This window comes from Variovorax sp. S12S4, assembly GCF_023195515.1.
In the GTDB taxonomy this organism is placed as follows: Bacteria; Pseudomonadota; Gammaproteobacteria; order Burkholderiales; family Burkholderiaceae_C; genus Variovorax.
In genome coordinates this window covers 2,428,472-2,449,522 of the sequence record NZ_JALPKR020000002.1, presented here as the reverse complement: position 1 = coordinate 2,449,522, position 21,051 = coordinate 2,428,472, and the positions used below count along the sequence as shown (strand labels likewise).

Genomic DNA, 21,051 nt, shown 5'->3' with positions numbered 1-21,051 from the left:
AATGCACAGAAAGGTTCGTGTCATGAATGCAGATGAACTTGCCCCCGTGGACGCTTTGCAGCGCGAGATCATTGCCGCGCTGCACGTGGCGCCGGTGTTCGACGCCGCACACGAAGTCGAGCGGCGCATCGGCTTTCTGGCCGGCTACCTGCGCGGCACGGGCCTGAAGTCGCTGGTGCTGGGCATCAGCGGCGGCGTCGATTCGCTGGTGGCCGGATGCCTTGCGCAACGCGCGGTGGAACGGCTGCGCGCCGAAGGCCGGGACGCCACCTTCATTGCCATGCGGCTGCCCTACGGCGTGCAGAAGGACGAGGCCGAGGCGCAGCGCTCGCTCGAGGTAATCAATCCAGACCGCACCCTCACCGTCGACATCCGGCCCGCGGCGGACGGCATGCTCGCCGCGCTGAAGGCCGGCGATCTGGTGTTCCGCGACGCGGCGCATGAAGACTTCGTGCTCGGCAACATCAAGGCGCGCCAGCGCATGATTGCGCAGTTCGCGGTGGCCGGCGCGCACGACGGCATCGTCATCGGCACGGACCACGCGGCCGAGGCGTTGATGGGCTTCTTCACCAAGTTCGGCGACGGCGCAGCCGACGTGACGCCGCTCACCGGCCTAAACAAGCGGCGCGGCGCGCTCGCACAACAGCTCGGCGCGCCCGACGCGCTGGTGTTCAAGGTGCCGACCGCCGACCTCGAATCGCTGGTGCCGCAAAAGCCCGACGAAGATGCGTTCGGCGTGAGCTACGAGCAGATCGACGATTTCCTCGAGGGCAAGCCGGTGTCCGCGGCGGCACGCGAGATCATTCTTTCAACGCACCGCAAGAGCGCCCACAAGCGGGCGCTGCCCGTGGAGCCGCCGCTCCCGGCCTAGGCGCGGGGCGACTCGAGCAGTTGCTCGAGCAGCGCGGTCAGCTTGTCGACGTCCACGGGCTTCGTCAGGTGCGCGCGAAAGCCCGCCTCGAGGCTGGTGTCCCGGTCGCTGGCCTGGCCGTAGCCGGTAATGGCAATCAGCGGCGGCGGGTTGATCATCTCGGCCCGCAGGCGCCTGGCGACTTCATGTCCGTTCAGGTCGGGCAGGCCGATGTCCAGCAGCACCACGTCGGGGTCTTGCGCCTTCACCGCCTCGATGGCTGGCAGGCCGCCATGCGCAACGCTGGACTTGTAGCCCAGCGCCTCCAGCAGCAGCGCCATGGTTTCGGCCGCGTCCACGTTGTCGTCCACCACCAGCACGCGCTGCTCGCCCACGGGCCGCGGCTCGGCTTCCAGCGTGGCAATCGGCGGCTGGGTCGTCTGGAACTGCACCACGAACTCGCTGCCTTCGCCCGGCCGGCCGGTGCTGAACGCACTCACCCGGCCGCCGTGCAGCGTCGTCAACTGCTGCACGAGGCTGAGCCCCAGGCCCAGGCCGCCCTGCGACCTTGCCATGTTCTGCTCGCCCTGAACGAACAGGTCGAAGATCCGCTGCAGGTCCTTGGGCGGTATGCCGGGGCCGTCGTCGCGCACGCTGATGTCGGCATCCTCGCCAACCTGCGAGAGAGAGACATGGACGTTGCCGCTGTTGTGGGTGAACTTCGCGGCGTTGTGAATCAGGTTGCTGACGATCTGGATGAGCCGCGCACGGTCTCCCGATATCCAGGGATCGGCCTCCTGATATTGCAGGTGCAGCGTCTGCGACTTGCTCTCGATCAGCGGCCGCACCGCCTCGGCGGCCTCGGCGATGGCGTCGCGCAAGCGAACCGGCTTGCTCTCCAGGTGGATCTTGCCGCTCGTGATGCGGCCCACGTCGAGCAGGTCGTCCACCAGCCGCGTCATCTGCCTGAGCTGCCGGCCGATGATGTCGCGGGTGTGGGCGATGACCGCCGATTCCGTTTTCTCGCGCTTCAGCAGCTCGAGCGCATTCGAAATCGGCGCCAGCGGATTGCGCAGCTCGTGCCCGAGCATTGCCAGGAAGTTGGTAACGCGGCGCCCTTCGTCTTCGAGCGCGGTCACGCGGCGCCGCTCGGTCAGGTCGCGCGTGACCTTGGCAAAGCCCCGGTGCCGCCCGGTGGCGTCGTGCAGCGCGGTAATGACCACGCTGGCCCAGAAGCGGCTGCCGTCCTTGCGGATGCGCCAGCCTTCGTCCTCGAAGCGTCCGTCGCGCAGCGCGTTGCGCAATTCCTGCTCGGGCCAGCCGATTGCGGCAATCTCGGGCGGATAGAACACCGAGAAGTGCTGGCCGATGATCTCCGACGCCTCGTAGCCCTTGTTCTTTTGCGCGCCCAGGTTCCAGCTCACGATGTGGCCGCCGGGGTCGAGCATGAAGATCGCATAGTCCTTCACGCCCTCGACCAGCAGCCGGAAGCGCTCCTCGCTCATGCGCAGCATCTCGTCCTGGCGGCGGCGCTCGCTGAGGTCTCTGGTGATCATCGAGAAGCCGCGGATTTCCCCATTGGCGCCGATGATTTGCGTGATGACCACGCTGGCCCAGAAGCGCGTGCCGTCCTTGCGGAGCCGCCAGCCTTCTTCTTCCATGCGGCCTGCCTGGCGCACGGTTTCCAGCGCGCGGTCGGGCTGGTTCTGCTCCAGCAGCTCGCTCGGGTAGAAAAGAGAAAAGTGCCGCCCGATCGCTTCCGCGGCGTCATACCCCTTGAGCTTTCGCGCGCCATCGTTCCAGCTGATGACGATGCCCCCGGGGTCCAGCACGATGATGGAATAGTCCGAGACCGACTCGACCATCAGCCGGAAATCGGCGTCGGCCAGAGTGCGTTGATTCAGAGGTGCACTCCCACCGCCGTGATCTGCCATTGCTCTTCTTCCTCCAGTGGCCGTGCATCGGTGCAACGGCATGCGGGCTCCCGCTTTTCTTGCGGCTGATGCCGAACTCCCGGGTTGCAGCGCCCGAACCTCGTGGCTGCCAATGCGGCAGGTGCCGCCAATTTAGGGCAGCAACAGGTACTTTTCGCGTAGGACAAGGACCAGATTGCGCCCGGCCGGGCCAGCCGCGGCGGCGTCAGGCGCTGGAAGGTTCCTGGCGGGACCATGGCGCGCTGTCCGAAGCCCTGGTCCGCGGCTCTGCCATCATGAAACGGTTCTTTCCCTCTTTCTTGGCCGCGTAAAGGGCCGCGTCGGCGCGCATGAACAAGGACGGCAGATCCTCGTCTTCCTCCGCGATTGCGACGCCGATGCTGGCGGTCGCCTGCAGGGTGCGGCTGGAGAGGTGGAACGCCGGCCGCATTGCGGCAAGCACCTTCTCCGCGACGATCCCAGCCTCTGCAAGTCCATTGACTCCCTCGAGAAGGATCACGAACTCGTCGCCGGCGTAGCGCGCCGGCATGTCGGTTTCGCGCACGCTTTCCTTGAGCCGGCGGCCGAACTCCCTGAGCACCGCGTCGCCGGCCGCGTGGCCCAGCGAATCGTTGATCGACTTGAAGTAGTCGATGTCCAGGAACAGCAGGCACACCGGCTTTCCCGAGCGCCGCGACCTGGCCATGGCCTCGCGCGCATGTTCTTCGAACGAACGGCGGTTGGGCAAGCCCGTGAGCGCATCCTCCCGCGCAAGGACATCGAGCTGCCTCTGCTTCTGCTTCAGGTCGGTGACGTCGTGCGAAAGCACATACAACCCGACGACTGAACCCTCGGCGTCCCGGTGCGGCAAGTAGGTCGTCTGCAGGGTCCGCTCGCCGATCAGCAGCTGGGCCGTCTGTTCGAACGACACCACCTCGCCCGCGAAGGCACGCGCCAGAAGCGGCTTGCGCACCTCGTAGTGGGCCTCGCCCACGGTCTCGCGGATGTGCCGGTTCATCATCGATGCCGGCTCGATGCCGAGCCACGCCAGGTATCTGCCGTTGCAGAAGACCACGCGCTCGTCGAGATCGAGTTCGGTCAGGAGCGCCGGCACGTTGTCGGTGAGCCCGCGCAGGCGCCGTTCGCTGTCGGCGCTTCGCATCTCGGCGTGCTTGCGCTCGGTGATGTCGAAGGTCATCACGTAGTAGCCCACCACGCCGTCGTCGCGAACGTCGGGCAACAGGTGGCATTCGAAGAAGCCTTCCTTGCCCTTGCGGTCATAGGTTCCTTCGGTGCGCGTGGGCGTTCCCTGGAGCGCCTTGGCAACCTGCGGTGCCAGTTGCCGGTAGACCGCGTCCGGCAGCGACTCCCGCATGGTCATGCGGCCGATGTCCGCCTGGGTTCTGCCTTGCATCCGCAGCCCCGCCTTGTTCGCGAAAAGGCAGCGCTGGTTGCTGTCGAAATAAGCGACCACGGCCGGCAGGTTGTCGGTCACATCGCGCAGGAATCTTTCACTCAACTTGACGCGCTCCTGGGCCGCCCGGCGCTCCCGCATGAGCGTGTCGAAGGTCTGCGAAAGATCGCCCACTTCGTCGCGGGCGGGCTCGTCCTCCAGCGGCGTGTAGGCGGAGTTCGCGCGCGAGACCTGCATGTGTTCGCGCAGGCGCGACAACGGCGCGAGCTGCGAGCGCACGTTCATGAAGGTGAGCCCCCGGCCAGCAGCGTCAGCAGGAGTGCCCCCGCCCAGGCAAAGCGCTCGATCTGCTCCGCCTTAGCAAAGGCTTCCTGGCGCGGATACATCGCGCCCAGCACCCAGTTGGTCTGGCGGATGTGCTTGAACGCATAAAGGGCATGCACGCCCCTGCGGTTCACCCCTTCGGCTGCGCCCTCGAATCCGGCAATGGCGCGGTCGGCGGCGGCGTTGCGTATACCGTCCGCGTCGATGTGCTGGAGCAGCCGGGACCGGTCGGGATGGTCGACGATGATGCCGCTGGTGTTGACGATGAACATGTACCCGCTCTTGCCGAATTTCACGTTGGCAAGCTCGCCCAGGAAGTTGTGCTCGCTGAGCGTGATGAAGGCGACGATGAGGTAGGCGATCTTGCCCTCGCGGTCCAGCACGGGTTCGGTCATGGCAACTTGCGCCAGCCCGCTGATGCGGTTCTTGAAGGGCTGGGAGATCATGCCCGCCTTGCCCGCGACTGTCTTCTGGAAGTAGTCGCGGTCCTTGACGTTGATCTTGCCGATCTGCTGCGCGCCGTTCATGTTGGCCACGATCTCGCCCTGCGCATCGATGAAGGCCACGTTGTCGAAGGCCTCCTTGAGCGACTTGTGCTGCATGACAAGGTCCTGCAGCCTTTCGGCGCCTGTGAAATTGCGGCTCTCGACGCTGTCGCCGAAGGTCTTGAGCAAGGTGCGGCGGCTCAGGAATTTCTGGTCCACCGCGTCGGCAATGGCCGAGATCCGCTCGAAGTGTTCCTCGGCGATGGTCGCCTGCATGTTGCGCTTCATGAAATAAAGCGCGGCGGCGGAAATGCCTATGGTGGTCAGGAACACGATGGCCACAACGCCCGCCGAGAGGCGGGAACGCAAGCTGAAACGCGTCAGGTCGGGAATCGGAAGACGCATCGTATGTGGACTCCGATGGGGCGCGGTGTGCGCTCAGTCCGCCATGGCAACGTCCAGCTGCGCTTCGAACTCTTCAAGCGGCACTGGCTTGCTGAACAGGTACCCCTGGCAAAGCATCTTTCCGTGCATCTGCAGAAACTCGAACTGCTGTTGCGTTTCGACGCCCTCCGCCACGATTTCAAGCTCGAGGTTGCGCGCCATGCCGATGATGGCCTGGATGATCAGTTCGACCTTCGGGTCTGTGCCGATGCTCTGCACAAAGAACTTGTCGACCTTGATCTGGTCCAGCGGAAGTTGCGTCATGTACGACAGCGACGAGTAGCCGGTGCCGAAGTCGTCCATCGAGAAGCGGACGCCCATCGACGCGAGCAGCTGCATCTTGCTGACCGTTTCCGTCATCTTGTCCTGCAGCAGGCTCTCGGTGAGCTCGAGCTTCAGTCTTGTCGGGTCTGCGCCGGTCCTGCGCAGCACATCGCGAACGCGATCCGCGAAATCGGCGGTGCGGAACTGGCGCGCGCTGACGTTGACCGCCAGCTGCAGGTGCCGGCGCCTCGGGTCGTGGCTCCAGCGTTCGAGCTGCACGCAGGCCGTCTCGAGCACCCACAAGCCGATGGGCACGATCAGCCCGGTTTCCTCGGCCAACTCGATGAAGCCTCCGGGCGGCACCATTCCGCGCTCCGGATGGTGCCAGCGAATGAGCACCTCCGCGCCTGCGATATGGCCTTCGGACGTGACTTGGCTCTGGTAGTGCAGGATGAACTGATTGCCCGCCAGCGCCGCATGCAGTTCGCTCTCCAAGGTCGCGCGGGCCGTGATGGCTGTCTGCATTGCGGTCTCGAAGAAACGCAATGCATTGCCGCCCGCCGACTTGGCGTAGTACATGGCAATGCCCGCATGCTTGAGCAAGTCTTCCAGCGACTGGTTGGCGGTGCTGAAGACCACGGCGCCGATGCTGCACGTGCTGTGGTACTCGTGGTCTTCGAGCTGGAACGATTCGCCCAGCGCGCTCAGAATGGCTTCGCCGGTCGCGTTGGTCTGCATTGCGGCAACCGAAGGGTCTTCGCTGAGGTTTTCGATCAGCACCACGAATTCGTCGCCACCCAGCCGCGCGACCGTGCCGCCTTCGCTCAGGCTGGCCTGAAGCCGGAGTGCAACCTGCTTGAGCAACGCGTCGCCCGTGGCGTGGCCGAGCGCGTCGTTGAGCGTCTTGAAATCGTCCAGGTCAAGGAACAGCAGTGAACCGTGCCGCGAGCGGCGCACGTTCGAGTCGACCGCGGCCTGCAGCCGGTGCAGCAACAGCTGCCGATTGGGAAGGCCGGTCAGGTTGTCGTAGAAGGCCAAGTGCTCGATCTCGCGGGCGGCGAGTTTGCTCTCGGTGATGTCCCGCAGGATGACGATGAACCGCGCGTCCGCACCTTCGCCCACCAGCTTGCGCGAGACCGAAATCTCGAACCACACCACGCCCTTGGGAACCCGGGTCTCGAACTGCCTTCCCGAAGAAAACCCGAACTCGAAGGCATCGCGCAGCGCGACCATCACCTCGGCCGCGGCGTTCGCCGGCAACAGGTCGGACATCATCTTGCCGACCGGCTCGCGCACCTTGATCGAAGACTTGGGCCGGCGCGGTGAATGAAAACGGTAGCAACGGCCGTCGATGCCCGCCTCCAGCAGCACGTCCGGCAGTGCATCGAGCGTGGCCTGCAGCTGCGCCTTGCCTTCGAGAATGTCGGAAACGTGGCGCTTCTTTTCGGTGATGTCGCGGTAGATGCACACCAGGCCGCCGTCCGGCGTCGGGCTCTTGACGGCAACGATCACCTGCCCGCCCGGCAGGACGAGCTCCTGCTCGCTGTGCGCGTGCAGGCCGCGGGAATTCTGTTCGTCGATGGGCTGGAACGGCGCCTGCGGCGCAAGCAGCTTTTCCGCCCAGGGAAAGTAATCGACGAAGCGGCGGTTCCAGGTGATCACGCGGCCTTCTGGATCGAGCAGCACGAAGCCGTCCGCCATGGATTCGAGCGCCTGGTCCAGCGTGGCCTTGGAGCGGACCAGGTCGGCGCGGGCACGCCATTGCCGCAACAGCTGCGCGCGGGCGAAATAGGCGACCGCAAGAATCATCAGCGTGAAAGCCAGCGCGACGATCAGGATGGAATTGCGTTCCCTGCGCCAATCCTCGAGTGCGAGCTGGAGCGGAATACCGGCGACGATCAGCAGGTTTCTATGCAGCGTGGGCCGTGCGACGACGATGGCCGGCAGGCCGCTGAGCCGCGCGACCATCCGGTGTGGGCGGCCGTCGCTGGTTTGGTCCGTCATGGCCGGCCTGATGCTGCGGCCGGCGAGGTCGTCGCGCGGCGGCATGCTGGCCAGCAAGGCCCCCGACTCGCGCTCCAGCGTGACCTCGAGCCCCTGATGTTCGCTCCCTGCGCAAGAATGGTGGTGAGCATGGAGACCTGCACTTCGGCAACCGCCACGATCTTGCCGCCGTCCGCAAGCCGCAGCACGCGCCCGAAATACAGCACCTGCTGCGAAGTCGCCTGGCTCACGGTGGGCGCGCTGACCGAGAGCATGGACCCCGGCCGGCCCAGGATTTCCTTCAGGAAGCCCGGGGGCAGCTGCAGCGCGAGCTTCGCTCCGCGGCGGTCGGAAGATGCGACCACCGCGCCCTCGGGATTGAGAATCGCCACGTACCGGACCAAAAGGCTCTGGCGAACGATGGTCTCGATCAACTGCGCGGTTTCGGGCGCCGTGATGTCGGCCGCCACGGTGTCTTCGCTCGAGTTCCGCAGGAACTGGCCCATGCCCGCCAGCAGCATGTCGACGGCCAGCAGGCTCCGGTTCAGCGCGGCTTCCGAGGTGACGACGAAACGCGTGGCCTGGCTCTCGTTGTTGGAGATCGCCTTCTGGTAGGTCTGCCACATCGTGAACGCGGCAATGGCGAGAACGGCCGCCAGGAACAGCGCCGCTACGCCGTAGATAAAGGCGGTGATGCGGCGGGGCAGCAGCTTGTTCACTGCCCGACGGGAGCCTTGATGCCCACCACCGGGCCGACAGTCTGGTCCCAGACCTCCGCGCACACGGTTCCGCATCGCTGCACCCAGCGAGTCAGCACGCTCGATGCGAATATTTCGCGCCGGCGGCGTTCGTCAGTGGCGGAAGGACGTGCCTCGACCATGGCGCCCTTGGTACCTTTCACGCAGGTGGCGGCGCCCGTATTGCATGCAATGCCGTTGCCGGTGTCGCGCTCCGATTCTTCCCAGACTGCGGCCTCGAGCTTGGGCAGCTCGGATTTCAACAGGGTCTTCAAATCCGCTGGAAGGGCGTTCCATGCGTCCGTGTTGGCGCCGAATACCGCGACGCCCCAGTTGATGGGCATCGTGTAGAGCGAACTGGTGACCTTGTGCAGGCCCAGCGTGTTGCCGGACATCGCGCCGGTGATGGCGCATTCGGTATTGGACGAGCTCATGTTGGCCATGAGCTCGGCGAACTCGGTGGACACCGGCACGCCGCCGAGGGCGCGCACGAAGTCGGCCTGGGTGGTGCCCGAGACACGCACGCGCCGGCCCGAAAGGTCGGACAGCTGCTTCATGGGCTGCTTGCAGAAGATCACCTGGGCCGGATACACATACACGGCCAGCAACTCGACGCCATGGCGCTCGCGCAGCGTCTTTTCGAGATAAGGCCGGAACGCGCCGATCACCCGCCGCATGGAGGGCATGTCGGGGTTCAGTCCGGCAATGTCTGGCGTGCCGATTTCCGGATACTCGTTGCTGATCTGGCTGAGCAAGGCGGTGCCGAACGGGATGACGCCCAACCTCATGAGATTGAGCATTTCCTGCCCGGGCACGCCGGCCTGGTTGAACGGAACGATGCTCGCGGTGTACTTGCCGCCGCTCAGGCGGGCCAGATCCTTGCCCCAGAAGCGCTCTTCGTGGAGGGCGTACTGGTTCAGGCCGGCCAATCCGCCCACCACGCGCAGCCGCGTGGGCGCGGATTGCTGCGCTGCGCTGTTCATTGCCGCGAAAGCCAAAGCAAGAGCGGCGACACGAACCCAGAGGGCAGGTCGCCAAGCGGATGCTGCTTCGCCGGTCTTCATGCCCCGGATCATGATGCCGATTGTGCTTCCTGTAAGAAGTTTTTTACAGAATCGCCGCTTTCCGGTCACCCGCGAACAGGAAAGTTGGGACGACTCGTTGCGCGCAAGGCACAGAGATACCATCCGCAGACCCCTGATTTCGGGTCGTCTTATTCAAATTCCAGATCGATGACCGCGCCCGACCTTTCCAGCCGCCAGTTGCGCGCGTTCATGGCACTGGCCGAGCAGCGCAACTTTACGCGCGCCGCCCAGACCTGTCATTTGTCGCAGCCCGCGTTCAGCGCGCTGATCCGCACGCTCGAAGACACGCTGGGCGCCCGCCTTTTCGACCGGGACACGCGCAGCGTGCAGCTCACGCCAGAGGGGCGGCTCTTCGAACCCTCGGCCCGGCGCCTGCTCGACGACATGCAGGATGCGATCGGCGACCTTGCCGACCACTCCGAACGGCGCAAGGGCCGCGTGAGCGTGGCGGCGCTGCCCTCGCTCGCGGCCGGCTGGTTGCCGGCCATCCTCGCCGAGTTCATGCAGGCGTGGCCCGGCATCACGGTGGAGCTGCACGATGCGCTTTCCGATGCCTGCATTGCCCAGCTGCGCGGCCACCAGGCCGACTTCGCGCTGGCGGCCACCGGCGCCGATGCGGCTGCGGCCAGCGACCTGCGCGGCCGCAAGCTCTGCGAAGACCGCTTTCACCTGGTCTGCCGCAAGGACCACCCGCTGGCCGGCGTCGCCAAGCTCACGGCCAGGCAGCTCGCGCCCTGGCCCTTCATCCAGATGGCGCGCAACAGCAGCGTGCGCCAGTCGCTCGACGCGGCGTTGCATCCGCTGCGGCTCAACGCGGTGTTCGAGGTCGAGCACCTGGCCACCGTCACGGGCCTGGTCGAGGCCGGCATAGGCATCAGCGTGGTGCCGGAGCTCACCTTGTTCCACTTCCGGCGCGACACGCTGGTGACGCGGCCCCTGCCGCTGCCCGGCCTCACCCGGACCATCTACCTGGTGCAGCGCCGCGAAGGAAGCCTCTCGGTGGCCGCCCAGACGCTGTACGACCTCATTCTTGCGAGGCTCGGCACGCTGGCCTGAGGCCCGTGTGCCCCGCAGGCATAAAAAAACGGCCCCGAAGGGCCGTCTTTTTATGGAAGCAGCCTTGCGGCCGCAAACCATGGCTCGCTGAAGTCTTACTTCTTTGCGGCCTTCTTGGCGGGAGCGGCGGCCTTCTTGGCCGGTGCTGCCTTCTTGGCGACGGGCTTGGCGGCTGCCTTGTCGGCCTTGCGCTTTGCAGCCTTGGGGTCGATGGCGGCCTTGAATGCTGCGCCCGGCACGAACTTCGGCACCTTCTGTGCGGCGATCTTGATCTTGGCGCCGGCTTGCGGGTTGAAGCCGGTGCGTGCGGCGCGAGCCACTTGCTTGAAGGTTCCGAAGCCGATGAGCTGGACGGGGTCGCCCTTCTTCACTGCGGCGACGATGGAACCCGTGACGGTTTCCAGGATACGGGCGGCTTCTGCCTTGCTGACGTTGTGGGCGGCGGCGATCTTTTCGACCAGTTCGATACGGTTCACTTGAAAATTTCCTTTGGATTGTTCTCGTCATGTTGCCAATGACGGCGCAGCGGCTGAGGCCACTGCAAGCGGCGCGGAGTGTAGCGCACACGGGAACCGGTTTCTTTGCGTTCAGGCGCTTGCCTTGATGGCATCGGTGAGGAATTGCACGAATGCCTTGCCCGCGTCGGGCAGCGATCGGCCCGCCAGGGTCTCTACTTCGAGGTGGCGCTCGTTCATTTCGCGGTCCTTCAGCGCAATGGCAACCAGCGCCTTCGACTTCAGCTGCGTGCGGATCGACAACTCTCCATAGAACGCAATGCTGCCGCCCCCCGCGGCCGCAAAACTCACCAGCGCATTCGCATGGTTGCTCGACATGGCCTGCACGTAGTGGAGCCCCTGCCGGCTGCAGCTGGTGTCGAGCAGTTGCCTGATCGAGCTGTCCTGCGGCGGCAGCCCCAGCGGGTAGGCCACCACCTGGCGCAAGGACAACTGCCGCTGCGCCGCCAGCGGATGGTCGTTGGCCATCACGGCGAGGATGGGGCTGGGGTGGCGCAGCTCGATCTTGATGCCGGGCTCGGGCACCGTGCTCAAGGTGATTCCAATGTCGGCCTCGCCATCGCGTATGCGTCCGGGTATGTCGTGCGGCGGGCACACCTCCAGGTGAAAGCGGATGCCCTCGTGCTTGCTTCGAAAGCGGGCAATCAGCGTCGGAAGAAAGTCGAAGGCAAAGCCCTCCGTGCTCACCACGCGCACGCGGCCGCTGCGCAGGCCGCGCAAGCCCTGGATGTCGCTGGCAACCCGCTCGATGTCCTGCTGCATGCGCTTGGCATGCGCCGCCAGCAGCTCGCCGGCCGCGTTGGGCACCATGCCGCGCGCGTGGCGGTCGAACAGCAGGGTGTCGAGTTCGCGCTCCAGGCGGGCCACCTGCCGGCTCACTGCCGACGGCGCCACGTTGAGCTTGAGCGCCGCCTCCTTCACCGAGCCGGTTCGCACCACCTCGAGAAAGTACCGCACGGCGGTCTCCTGCAACGCGTTGAGAGCCATGGAATTCTCCGGTTCAGAGATGGGCAGAGAGCGGTTTCGATTGCCGAAACGGCAATCCACAATTCTAAACATTGCGCTTGTGGCAGCGGGTTCCGGCTCCTAGGATGGAATTGCATCCGCCGTCCCCCCAACCTCGTCCCCAGGAGTACTTCATGAAACGCCTCCCTGCATTGGCCAGCCTGCTGCTGACGTCCTGCCTTGGCCTTGCATCGCTGGGGACCACCGCCGCGGAAACCGGGTTTCCGTCGCGCCCGGTCACGCTCGTGGTTCCCTTTCCCCGGGCGGCGCCACCGACGTGAACGCACGCGTGATTGCCGCGCGCCTGGCCAAGGAACTCGGCCAATCGGTGGTCATCGAGAACCGCGCCGGAGCCGGAACCGTGATCGGGGCAAGCTACGTTTCCAAGGCGACGCCCGACGGCTACACGCTGCTGGTCAGCTCGGGCACCACGTTCACGGTCAACCCCGCCATCCGCTCGAATCTTCCCTACGACCCGATCAAGGGCTTCGACCAGATTGGCCTGATCGGACGCGTCGGCCTCATCCTGCTGGCCAACAGCGAGGTGCCGGTGAAGACCGTGAAGCAGTTCGTGGACTACGTGAAGGCATCGCCCGGCAAATATTCGTACGCCTCGTACGGCACCGGCACCACGTCGCAGTTCGCGGGAGAAACCATCCTCAACGCCGCCGGACTGAAGATGACGCACGTGCCCTACAAGGGCAGCGCGCCAGCCATGACCGACCTGATGGGCGGCCAGGTTCCGTTCAGCGTCGACACCGTGAGCGCCGCCATTCCCCAGCTCAAGAACGGCAAGATCAAGGCGATTGCGGTGACCACCGCCAAGCGCTCCACGCTGTTGCCCGATGTGCCCACCATGGCCGAGAGCGGCTACCCCGACATCAACATGGACTCGTGGCTGGTCGTGTCGGCCCCCAAAGGGCCTGCCCGGCGATGTGAAAGCCAAACTCGAAAAGGCGCTTGCCGCCACCGTTGCCGACGCCGACACCCGGGCCAAGCTGACCGCGCAGGGCCTGGAGCCGGCCTTCAGCAACGGCGCCGCCGTGAGCGAGCTGATCAACAAGGAACTGCCGCTGATGCGCGCCGTTGCCGCCCGCGCCAACATCACCGCTGATTGATGGACACCCAATTGATCGAACAATCCGCCGTCGAACTGCGACGGCTCATCGGCAGCAAGGCAGTCTCGCCGGTCGAGCTTCTAGAGGCTTGCATTGCGCAGATCGAGCGGGTGAACCCGTTCGTCAATGCCGTGACCGCCACCAGCTTCGACCGCGCGAGGGCCGAGGCCAGGGCCGCTGAAGCCGCCGTGATGCGCGGCGATGCGCTCGGCCTGCTGCATGGCCTGCCGCTGGGCGTGAAAGACCTGGAGCCCACCGAGGGCCTGCTCACCACCTGGGGCTCCGCGATCTTCCGCGACCACGTGCCCGAGGAAGACATCGAGCTGGTGGCCCGCCTTCGAAAGGCGGGTGCCATCGTTGCGGGCAAGACAAACGTTCCCGAGATGGGCGCCGGCGCCAATTCGCGCAACGAGGTGTGGGGTGCCACCGGCAACCCATTCAACCCCAACCTGAATGCGGGAGGCTCCTCCGGCGGCTCGGCGGCGGCGCTGGCGTGCGACATGCTGCCCGTGTGCACCGGCTCCGACACCGGCGGCTCGCTGCGGATTCCGGCCGCCAAGTGCGGCGTGGTGGGCTTCAGGCCATCGCCGGGCATCGTGCCGAGCGTGCGAAAGCTGTTGGGCTGGACGCCGATTTCCGTCGTCGGGCCGATGGGCCGCACAGTGGCGGACGCCTGCCTGCAGATGGCCGCCTCCGCCGGCATGCATGCGGGCGACCCGTTGAGCTACCCGCTCGATCCGCTGTCTTTTCAGAAGCCCATGGACGTCGACCTGAGCAGGCTTCGCGTGGCATGGACCGAAGACTTCGGCGTCTGCGCGGTGGACGACAACATCCGCGCCACCATGCGGCGGAAGATCGGCGCCATGCGGCACCTGTTCAAGTCTTGCGACGAAGTGACGCTCGATCTGGGCGAGGCGCACCGCTGCTTCGACGTGCTGCGCGCCGAAGCCTTCGTGGCCGGCATGCACGCGGCCTACCAGCGCGACCCTTCCAGCCTGGGACCCAACTCCCGCGCCAACTATGAAATGGGCGCGCAGATGAGCCTGCTCGACAGCGCCTGGGCGCAGGCCGAGCAGACACGGCTCATCAAGCGCTTCCAGGCGACCTTTGCCGACTACGACCTGATCCTCTCGCCCACCACGCCGGTGTCGCCGTTCCCGTGGACGCAGTTGTATGCGGACACCATCAACGGCGAGAAGCAGGCCAACTACTACCGCTGGCTGGCGTTGACGTATGTCGTCACGCTGACGACGCATCCCGCACTTTCGCTGCCCTGCGGCGTCGATCACGCGGGCATGCCGTTCGGGCTGCAGATCGTGGGCGGCTTTCGCGCCGACCACCAAGTGCTGGGCGCCGCGCACGCCATGGAAATGGCATTCGCAGCCGATGCGCAACTGCGCCGCCCGCGCCCGGATCTTTCGGCTTTGCGCACGGCCGAACCTGCGCTCACATCCATCGTCACCGCACCGCCGGGGCCGCATGGCGGCGCTCCTGCGGCTGCGGCGCGGCCCTCGATTTCCGCCGTTTGATAAGGCCGCGCCAAAGCTGAAAAAGCCCCCGGCTCTGCGAAGAACCGGGGGCTTTTTTTGGCTTGGCGTTCAGCGGCTGGCAGGGGCTGCGCGATTGGCGGTCAGCGACACCGACGGAAAGCGGATCAGCGGACGCCCGTTGAGCTCCTGCAGCTTCCGGTTGTTGTGGGCATAGCGCGCGCGGAATTGCGAAATTTGCGCCGGAGACAGCGACACCGGCGCCTGCAGCACATACCACTCGACGTTTTCAGTCAGCGGCGGCGTGGTCAGCGAACCCAGGTAGTGGTAGTAGGCCTTGTCCTTGGGCAGCAGAACGGAAATATCGGCCTTGGACAGCTCGCCATGGCCTTCCTTCTCGAGTGCCGCCAGCACCTTGGCCGCCAGCGGATTGGCCGTACCTTCGCGGTACATGACGCCCACCACGGCAAGCCGGCCGTCCGCGGCACGGAACACGAAATGCCCCTCGAGCGGGAAGTGCTTGCCGTCCACCGTGTGTTCGCTCTCGGCATGGAAGTGGAACTGCAGCAGCTTGAAGTGCCGCCCGCGAATCATGGCGTCCGGCCCCTTCGCCTCGACCTCCACCGCATGGCCGTTGTCCACGACGTCGAGCGCCGCACGAGCGTTGCTCAGGCGAATGTCTTGCGGCTCGAGCGCATCGCCGGCCTTGGCTTCGCCGGTGGGAATATCGATCGGCGACTGGGCGCTGTCGTGAACCGCCTTCCAGTTTTCCTGATGGTCGTAGTCCAGCGCCTGGGCGTGGACCGTTGAAGCCGCGAGCAGCGCAAGGCTCAGGAGACAGCGAGAAACTGGGAACATGGACAAGGATTCCAGAGGAAGAAAGTTGTAAGAGGAGCCGCAGCCCCTCCAGCGAAAGGCACGCAGAACCGGCTTGACCTTGCCACCATGTCAACCCTGAAACTGAACTCCGCTTATTCAACAACCAAGGAGTTGCCATGCATGAGTTCGAGATCCAGTCGATGACCTGCGGCCACTGCGCAAGCAGGCCATCCGCCGAAGCCGCCGGAGGCCGGCGCGATTGTCTGGACGCCTACCTGACCGGAGGCTGACCCTCAAACCTCGCCTGCCTGCGCCGCCCTTTCGGCGCTGCGGCCCCATGGTTCCCGCTGGAGAATTCGAATGAACGACATGCGTTCCAACCCAGGACACGACCACCATCATCAGCACCACCATCACGGCGGCCACCCTGCGCCGGTGAATGCCGTCGAGCCCGGCGCGGCGGGCGGATCGCCCACGATCTACACCTGCCCGATGCACCCGAAAATACGGCAGGACCACCCCGGCAATTGCCCCAAGTGCGGCATGACGCTGGAGCCGGAAATGCCGAGCCTCGACGCAGACGAGAAGGAAGATCCCGAACTGCGCGAGTTCAAGCGGCGGTTTCTCTGGACGCTGCCGCTCACCATTGCAGTCACCGTGCTCGCCATGGCGGGCCACAGGCTGCAGTGGTTCGAGATGGCCACGCAAAGCTGGATCGAATTGGTGCTTTCCGTGCCGATCGTGCTGTGGGCGGGATGGCCCTTCTTCGAGCGCGCGGTGCAGTCGGTGGCCAACCGCAGCCCGAACATGTGGACGCTCATCGGCCTGGGCACCGCTGCCGCCTTCGTCTACAGCGTGGTGGCCACCGTGGCGCCCCGCGCCTTTCCCGAATCCTTCATGTCGATGGGCCGCGTGGCGGTGTACTTCGAGGCTGCGGCGGTGATCATTTCGCTCACCCTGCTCGGCCAGATTCTCGAGCTGAAGGCGCGCTCGCAGACTTCCGCGGCCATCAAGTCGCTGCTGGGCCTTGCCCCCAAGACGGCACGGCGCATCGGTGCCGACGGCACTGAAGAAGACGTTCCCATCGCGCATGTGCATGTCGGCGACAAGCTGCGCGTGCGGCCCGGCGAAAAGGTGCCGGTGGATGGCGTGGTGGTCGAGGGTGCGAGCGCGGTCGACGAATCCATGCTCACGGGCGAGCCGCTGCCGGTGACCAAGCGGGTCGGCGACAAGCTCATCGGCGCCACGCTCAACACCAACGGCGCGCTGGTGATGCAGTCGGAAAAAGTCGGCTCGCAAACCGTGCTCGCGAGCATCGTGCAAATGGTGGCACAGGCCCAGCGCTCCAGGGCGCCGATGCAGCGCATGGCCGACCAGGTGGCGGGCTACTTCGTCATGGTCGTCATCGGCATTGCGCTGCTGACCTTTCTTGCGTGGGGATTCTTCGGCCCAGCGCCAAGCTGGACCCACGGCCTCATCAACGCGGTGGCGGTGCTCATCATTGCCTGCCCTTGTGCGCTAGGCCTGGCCACGCCAATGTCGATCATGGTGGCCACCGGCAAGGCCGCCACCCAGGGTGTGCTGTTCCGCGACGCGGCGGCCATCGAGAACTTCCGCAAGGTCGACGCGCTCATCGTCGACAAAACCGGCACGCTGACCGAAGGCAAGCCGCGCTTCGAGCGTGCTGTCGCCCTGCCCGGCTTCACCGAAGACGACGTGCTGCGCCTTGCCGCCAGCCTTGACCAGGGGAGCGAGCATCCGCTGGCGCACGCCATCGTCGAGGCAGCTCGCGAACGCGGCCTGGCGTTGGCCGCGGCAGACGAGTTCGAGTCCAGCAGCGGCATCGGCGTGAGCGGCATCGTCGGCGGCCGCAAGCTGGCGCTGGGCAACACCGCGCTGATGGACCAGCTGCGCGTGCCGGTCGACGCACTCAAGCCGCAGGCCGAAGCCCTGCGCGCCGAAGGTGCCAGCGTCATGTTCCTTGCCGCCGACGGCCAGCCGATGGGTCTGCTCGCGGTGTCCGACCCCGTCAAGGCCACGACCATGGAGGCGCTGGCAGCGCTCAAAGCATCGGGCATGCGCGTGATCATGGCCACCGGAGACGGACTGACCACCGCGCGCGCCGTTGCAGCCAGGCTGGGCATCGACGAGGTGCACGGGGAAGTCAAGCCCGCCGACAAGCTGGCGCTGGTCGACAAACTGCAGCGCGAAGGCCGCATCGTCGCCATGGCCGGAGACGGCATCAACGATGCGCCCGCGCTCGCCAAAGCCGACGTGGGCGTCGCCATGGGCACCGGCACCGACGTTGCGATGAACAGCGCGCAGGTCACGCTGGTGAAGGGCGACCTGCGAGGCATTGCAGAGGCGCGCATCGTCTCCGAGAAGACCATTGCCAACATGAAGCAGAACCTGGGCTTCGCGTTCATCTACAACGCGCTGGGCGTGCCCCTCGCGGCCGGCGTGCTGTTTCCGTTCACCGGCTGGCTGCTTTCGCCGATGATCGCGGCGCTGGCGATGAGCCTGAGCTCGGCGTCGGTCATTAGCAATGCGTTGAGGCTTCGGGCGGCGAGCGACGGCAGGCAGTCCGCTTGAAGAGTTCAAATCGGATGCAGGGCCCGCAGCATTCGAATTCGGCCTACAGACATTCGCCCCCGGTTTGTGCAAGTTGGAAGCAATGACACAACCTATCGAACTCATCATCGAGGAGCCGGCCCTCGGCTCCTATGTCTGGCGCCTGCTTGAAACCGATACGGACGGAGCGAACCCCAAGGTGCTTCGCGACGCCTTCGATCCGGCGGACACCTACGAAGCCGCGCTGGCGGCAGGGCAGCGTGCACTGCAGAGCGAAATTCGCCGGCGAGCCGCACCTGCAGCCCACGCGCAGCACCACTAGCCTGCGGCAGGCCTCACGGCGCAGTGAGGCCTACCGCCCGCATCAGCCAGCGGAAGACCAGCGCCACCATAAGGAGGACGCCGACGCTGGCCAGCCAGATGGCGAGCAGCCATCCGAAACGGCGCAACCATTTGCCGCGGCCGCCGGGGCCGGGGTCAGTGGTACCCATCGCCATGGCGCACCTTGCCGCGGAACACCCAGTAGCTCCATGCGGTGTACATCAGGATGACGGGGATGATCAGCAAGGCGCCGACCAGCGCAAAGCCCAGGCTCTGCGGCGGACCCGCCGCCTGCCAGATGCTGATGTCCGGTGGAATGACGTTGGGCCACAGGCTGATGCCAAGCCCGGTGTAGCCCAGGAACAGCAGCGCCAGCGTGAGCACGAAGGGCGAAGCGTGCCCGTCGCCGCCCAGGTCGCGCAGCAGGCGCCATGTGACCAGGGCCACCAGCGTGGGCACCGGCGCAAACCACAGCAGGTTGGGAAAGCTGAACCAGCGCCTGGCAATGGCCTCGTGCGCGAGCGGCGTCCAGATGCTGATGGCGATGATCACGGCCAGCATGAGCCAGGCCAGCGGCCTTGCCAGGCTGCGCATACGCATCTGCAGGCGGCCTTCGGTCTTCATCACGAGCCAGGTGGCGCCCAGCAGCGCATAGGCCGCCACCAGCGCCACGCCGGTGAAGAGCGAGAACGGCGAGATCCAGTCGAACGGCCCGCCCGCGTAGTTGCCATCGGCTACCGGCATGCCGTTGAGAAAGGCGCCGAGCGTCACGCCCTGGAAGAAGGCCGCGGTGACCGAGCCGCCGATGAAGGCATGGTCCCACCAGCGGCGCTTGCCCGCACGCGCCTTGAAGCGGAACTCGAAGGCAACGCCGCGGAACACCAGCCCCACGAGCATCAGGATCAAGGGCAGGTAGAACGCGCTGAGGATGACCGCATAGGCCAGCGGAAACGCCGCCAGCAGCCCGGCGCCGCCGAGTACGAGCCAGGTTTCGTTGCCGTCCCACACGGGCGCCACGGTGTTCATCAGCACATCGCGGTCTTCCTTGGCCGGCACGAACGGAAACAGGATGCCGATGCCCAGGTCGAAGCCGTCCATCACCACGTACATCATGATGCCGAACAGGATGATGACGGCCCAGATGAGGGGAAGATCAATGCCCATCGCGGTCGCCCTCCTTGGCTCTTTCGGCGCGGCTACCGGCGTCATCGGTCTGGTCGTCTTCGGGCGCGGCGGAGAGCGGGCGCATCGGCGTTCGCGTTTCACCGGGTCCGCCCCACGCGGGACGTTCGGCTTCGTCTCCGGCCGGCCCCTTGGCGATCAGGCGCAGCCCGTAGGCCGTGCCCGCGCCGAACACGACCAGGTACACGACGACGAACAGCGCCAGCGTGAAGCCCACTTGCGAAGTCGAATGCTGCGGCGACACGGCATCGGCCGTGCGCATGAGACCGTAGACGATCCACGGCTGGCGGCCGATCTCGGTGGTGTACCAGCCGGCCAGGATGGCCACCAGCCCGGCCGGAGACATCGCCACCGCAAAGCGCAGAAAGCTCTTCCTCGCGTAGAGGCGCCCTCCCCGCCGCAGCCACAAGCCCCAGAAGGCCAGTGCAATCATCAGCACGCCCATGCCGACCATGGCACGGAAGGTCCAGAACACAATGGTCGAGTTGGGCCTGTCTTCGGGTGCGAAGTCTTTCAGCGCGGGTATCTGCCCGCTCCAGCTGTGGGCCAGCAGCAGGCTGCCGGCGCGCGGAATCTCCACCGCGTAGCGCGTGACCTCGGCCTTCATGTCGGGCCAGCCGAAGAGCTTCAGCGGAACGCCTTCGCCCTCGGGCGTGCGCTCCCAGTGGCCTTCGATGGCCGCGAGCTTGGCCGGCTGGTGCTCGAGCGTGTTCAGCCCGTGCTGGTCGCCGATGACCGCCTGCAGAGGCGCGGCGGCCAGCAGCATCCACAGCGCCATCGACAGCATGGTGCGCACGCGCGTGTTGTCGTGGCCGCGCAGCAGGTGCCAGGCGGCCGCACCGCCGACCATCAACGCGGTGGCCAGGTAGGCGGCGGTGACGGTGTGCGCGAGCCGGTAGGGGAACGACGGATTGAAGATCACCATGAACCAGTCGACCGGCACCACGCGCCCGTCGATGATCTCGTGGCCCTGCGGCGTTTGCATCCAGCTGTTGGACGCAAGAATCCAGGTGGCGGAGATCAGCGTTCCGACGGCCACCGCAATCGTCGAGACGAAGTGCAGCGCGGGCCCCACGCGTTCGCGCCCGAACAGCATCACGCCGAGAAAACCTGCTTCAAGGAAGAACGCGGTCAGCACCTCGTAGGCCAGCAGCGGCCCGGTCACGCCGCCGGCAAAGCGGGAGAAGTTGCTCCAGTTGGTGCCGAACTGGTAGGCCATGACCAGGCCGGACACCACGCCCATGCCGAAGGCCACGGCAAACACCTTGATCCAGAACTGGTACAGGTCGAGGTACACCTTGCGGCCGGTGCGCAGCCACAGGCCTTCGAGCACGGCCAGGTAGCTCGCCAACCCGATGGTGAGCGCCGGAAAGATGATGTGGAACGAGATCGTGAAGCCGAACTGGATTCGGGCGAGCAGGAGGGCGTCCATGCGGCCGACCTTAACGTCACAAGCAGATCGCCGCAACAGGCGCCTC

At 65.9% G+C, this 21,051-nt stretch carries 17 protein-coding genes and 1 pseudogene; 6 read left to right on the top strand and 12 right to left on the bottom strand.

The genetic code is table 11. The annotated features are described in order from the left end of the window. Positions 1-22 precede the first annotated feature (22 nt). The gene (gene nadE, locus M0765_RS11990) at positions 23-871 is read left to right on the top strand and encodes an ammonia-dependent NAD(+) synthetase (RefSeq protein ID WP_258503872.1); all 849 of its coding nucleotides are present in this window, start codon (positions 23-25) and stop codon (positions 869-871) included. Here nadE and M0765_RS11985 read toward each other — a convergent pair. From M0765_RS11985 to M0765_RS11960, 6 genes are all read right to left on the bottom strand, one after another. Continuing rightward, a complete protein-coding gene (locus M0765_RS11985; protein WP_258503871.1) occupies positions 868-2,784 on the bottom strand; it encodes a PAS domain-containing hybrid sensor histidine kinase/response regulator in 1,917 nt (638 codons plus the stop codon). The two genes, nadE and M0765_RS11985, sit on opposite strands and share 4 nt — an antisense overlap. Positions 2,785-2,989: 205 nt before the next feature. After that, positions 2,990-4,462 carry a diguanylate cyclase domain-containing protein gene (locus M0765_RS11980; protein WP_258503870.1) on the bottom strand — a complete coding sequence of 491 codons (1,473 nt, stop codon included), beginning with the start codon at positions 4,460-4,462 and terminating at the stop codon, positions 2,990-2,992. Then, on the bottom strand, positions 4,459-5,391 hold the full coding sequence (locus tag M0765_RS11975; RefSeq protein ID WP_258503869.1) for a cache domain-containing protein: 933 nt from the start codon (positions 5,389-5,391) through the stop codon (positions 4,459-4,461). Before M0765_RS11975 ends, M0765_RS11980 begins: the two co-directional genes overlap by 4 nt. 33 nt (positions 5,392-5,424) lie before the next feature. Beyond that, the gene (locus M0765_RS11970; RefSeq protein ID WP_258503868.1) at positions 5,425-7,698 is read right to left on the bottom strand and encodes a putative bifunctional diguanylate cyclase/phosphodiesterase; all 2,274 of its coding nucleotides are present in this window, start codon (positions 7,696-7,698) and stop codon (positions 5,425-5,427) included. Then, on the bottom strand, positions 7,695-8,396 hold the full coding sequence (locus M0765_RS11965; RefSeq protein ID WP_258503867.1) for a PDC sensor domain-containing protein: 702 nt from the start codon (positions 8,394-8,396) through the stop codon (positions 7,695-7,697). Before M0765_RS11965 ends, M0765_RS11970 begins: the two co-directional genes overlap by 4 nt. After that, positions 8,393-9,490 carry a TRAP transporter substrate-binding protein gene (locus M0765_RS11960; RefSeq protein ID WP_443303533.1) on the bottom strand — a complete coding sequence of 366 codons (1,098 nt, stop codon included), beginning with the start codon at positions 9,488-9,490 and terminating at the stop codon, positions 8,393-8,395. Before M0765_RS11960 ends, M0765_RS11965 begins: the two co-directional genes overlap by 4 nt. A gap of 156 nt (positions 9,491-9,646) precedes the next feature. Here M0765_RS11960 and M0765_RS11955 point away from each other — a divergent pair, with 156 nt between their 5' ends. Further along, positions 9,647-10,555, top strand: coding sequence for a LysR family transcriptional regulator (locus tag M0765_RS11955; RefSeq protein WP_258503865.1), 909 nt, complete (start codon positions 9,647-9,649; stop codon positions 10,553-10,555). A gap of 95 nt (positions 10,556-10,650) precedes the next feature. Here M0765_RS11955 and M0765_RS11950 read toward each other — a convergent pair whose 3' ends face one another. Together M0765_RS11950 and M0765_RS11945 are read right to left on the bottom strand one after the other, a co-directional pair. Further along, the gene (locus tag M0765_RS11950; protein WP_126747720.1) at positions 10,651-11,031 is read right to left on the bottom strand and encodes an HU family DNA-binding protein; all 381 of its coding nucleotides are present in this window, start codon (positions 11,029-11,031) and stop codon (positions 10,651-10,653) included. A gap of 111 nt (positions 11,032-11,142) precedes the next feature. Next, positions 11,143-12,057 carry a LysR family transcriptional regulator gene (locus tag M0765_RS11945; protein WP_258503864.1) on the bottom strand — a complete coding sequence of 305 codons (915 nt, stop codon included), beginning with the start codon at positions 12,055-12,057 and terminating at the stop codon, positions 11,143-11,145. Between the two features lie 152 nt (positions 12,058-12,209). Between M0765_RS11945 and M0765_RS11940 the strand changes: the two are divergent. Together M0765_RS11940 and M0765_RS11935 are read left to right on the top strand one after the other, a co-directional pair. Next, positions 12,210-13,193, top strand: a pseudogene (locus tag M0765_RS11940) (Bug family tripartite tricarboxylate transporter substrate binding protein). Next, positions 13,193-14,722, top strand: a complete 1,530-nt coding sequence (locus M0765_RS11935; protein WP_258503863.1) for an amidase — start codon at positions 13,193-13,195, stop codon at positions 14,720-14,722. Before M0765_RS11940 ends, M0765_RS11935 begins: the two are co-directional and overlap by 1 nt. A 69-nt stretch (positions 14,723-14,791) precedes the next feature. Here M0765_RS11935 and M0765_RS11930 read toward each other — a convergent pair whose 3' ends face one another. Continuing rightward, entirely contained in the window at positions 14,792-15,538 is a 747-nt protein-coding gene (locus M0765_RS11930; RefSeq protein WP_258503862.1) for a carbonic anhydrase, read from the bottom strand. Positions 15,539-15,859: 321 nt separating this feature from the next. Between M0765_RS11930 and M0765_RS11925 the strand changes: the two genes are divergently transcribed. Together M0765_RS11925 and M0765_RS11920 are read left to right on the top strand one after the other, a co-directional pair. Then, positions 15,860-18,091 carry a copper-transporting P-type ATPase gene (locus tag M0765_RS11925; RefSeq protein WP_258503861.1) on the top strand — a complete coding sequence of 744 codons (2,232 nt, stop codon included), beginning with the start codon at positions 15,860-15,862 and terminating at the stop codon, positions 18,089-18,091. An 82-nt stretch (positions 18,092-18,173) separates the two neighbouring features. Next, entirely contained in the window at positions 18,174-18,392 is a 219-nt protein-coding gene (locus M0765_RS11920; protein ID WP_258503860.1) for a hypothetical protein, read from the top strand. Positions 18,393-18,405: 13 nt separating this feature from the next. On the opposite strand, the gene M0765_RS11915 is transcribed toward M0765_RS11920, so the two are convergent. The 3 genes from M0765_RS11915 to M0765_RS11905 are packed head-to-tail and all read right to left on the bottom strand — an operon-like array spanning position 18,406 to position 21,005. After that, positions 18,406-18,567, bottom strand: coding sequence for a DUF2474 domain-containing protein (locus M0765_RS11915; protein ID WP_446751549.1), 162 nt, complete (start codon positions 18,565-18,567; stop codon positions 18,406-18,408). Then, a complete protein-coding gene (gene cydB / locus M0765_RS11910) occupies positions 18,548-19,555 on the bottom strand; it encodes a cytochrome d ubiquinol oxidase subunit II (protein WP_258503859.1) in 1,008 nt (335 codons plus the stop codon). The genes M0765_RS11915 and cydB overlap by 20 nt, the downstream gene beginning before the upstream one ends. Then, positions 19,545-21,005 (bottom strand): cytochrome ubiquinol oxidase subunit I, encoded by a 1,461-nt coding sequence (locus tag M0765_RS11905; protein ID WP_258503858.1) that lies wholly within the window; start codon positions 21,003-21,005, stop codon positions 19,545-19,547. The genes cydB and M0765_RS11905 overlap by 11 nt, the downstream gene beginning before the upstream one ends. Positions 21,006-21,051: the final 46 nt, after the last annotated feature.

Bases quoted from the DNA above. Each gene is read 5' to 3' on its own strand.
- M0765_RS11980 (WP_258503870.1), bottom strand. From the start codon at position 4,462: ATGAACGTGCGCTCGCAGCTCGCGCCGTTGTCGCGCCTGCGCGAACAC.
- M0765_RS11925 (WP_258503861.1), top strand. From the start codon at position 15,860: ATGAACGACATGCGTTCCAACCCAGGACACGACCACCATCATCAGCAC.
- M0765_RS11905 (WP_258503858.1), bottom strand. From the start codon at position 21,005: ATGGACGCCCTCCTGCTCGCCCGAATCCAGTTCGGCTTCACGATCTCG.
- M0765_RS11960 (WP_443303533.1), bottom strand. From the start codon at position 9,490: ATGATCCGGGGCATGAAGACCGGCGAAGCAGCATCCGCTTGGCGACCT.
- M0765_RS11970 (WP_258503868.1), bottom strand. From the start codon at position 7,698: ATGACGGACCAAACCAGCGACGGCCGCCCACACCGGATGGTCGCGCGG.
- M0765_RS11975 (WP_258503869.1), bottom strand. From the start codon at position 5,391: ATGCGTCTTCCGATTCCCGACCTGACGCGTTTCAGCTTGCGTTCCCGC.
- cydB (WP_258503859.1), bottom strand. From the start codon at position 19,555: ATGGGCATTGATCTTCCCCTCATCTGGGCCGTCATCATCCTGTTCGGC.
- nadE (WP_258503872.1), top strand. From the start codon at position 23: ATGAATGCAGATGAACTTGCCCCCGTGGACGCTTTGCAGCGCGAGATC.
- M0765_RS11945 (WP_258503864.1), bottom strand. From the start codon at position 12,057: ATGGCTCTCAACGCGTTGCAGGAGACCGCCGTGCGGTACTTTCTCGAG.
- M0765_RS11920 (WP_258503860.1), top strand. From the start codon at position 18,174: ATGACACAACCTATCGAACTCATCATCGAGGAGCCGGCCCTCGGCTCC.
- M0765_RS11935 (WP_258503863.1), top strand. From the start codon at position 13,193: ATGGACACCCAATTGATCGAACAATCCGCCGTCGAACTGCGACGGCTC.
- M0765_RS11930 (WP_258503862.1), bottom strand. From the start codon at position 15,538: ATGTTCCCAGTTTCTCGCTGTCTCCTGAGCCTTGCGCTGCTCGCGGCT.
- M0765_RS11955 (WP_258503865.1), top strand. From the start codon at position 9,647: ATGACCGCGCCCGACCTTTCCAGCCGCCAGTTGCGCGCGTTCATGGCA.
- M0765_RS11915 (WP_446751549.1), bottom strand. From the start codon at position 18,567: ATGGCGATGGGTACCACTGACCCCGGCCCCGGCGGCCGCGGCAAATGG.
- M0765_RS11985 (WP_258503871.1), bottom strand. From the start codon at position 2,784: ATGGCAGATCACGGCGGTGGGAGTGCACCTCTGAATCAACGCACTCTG.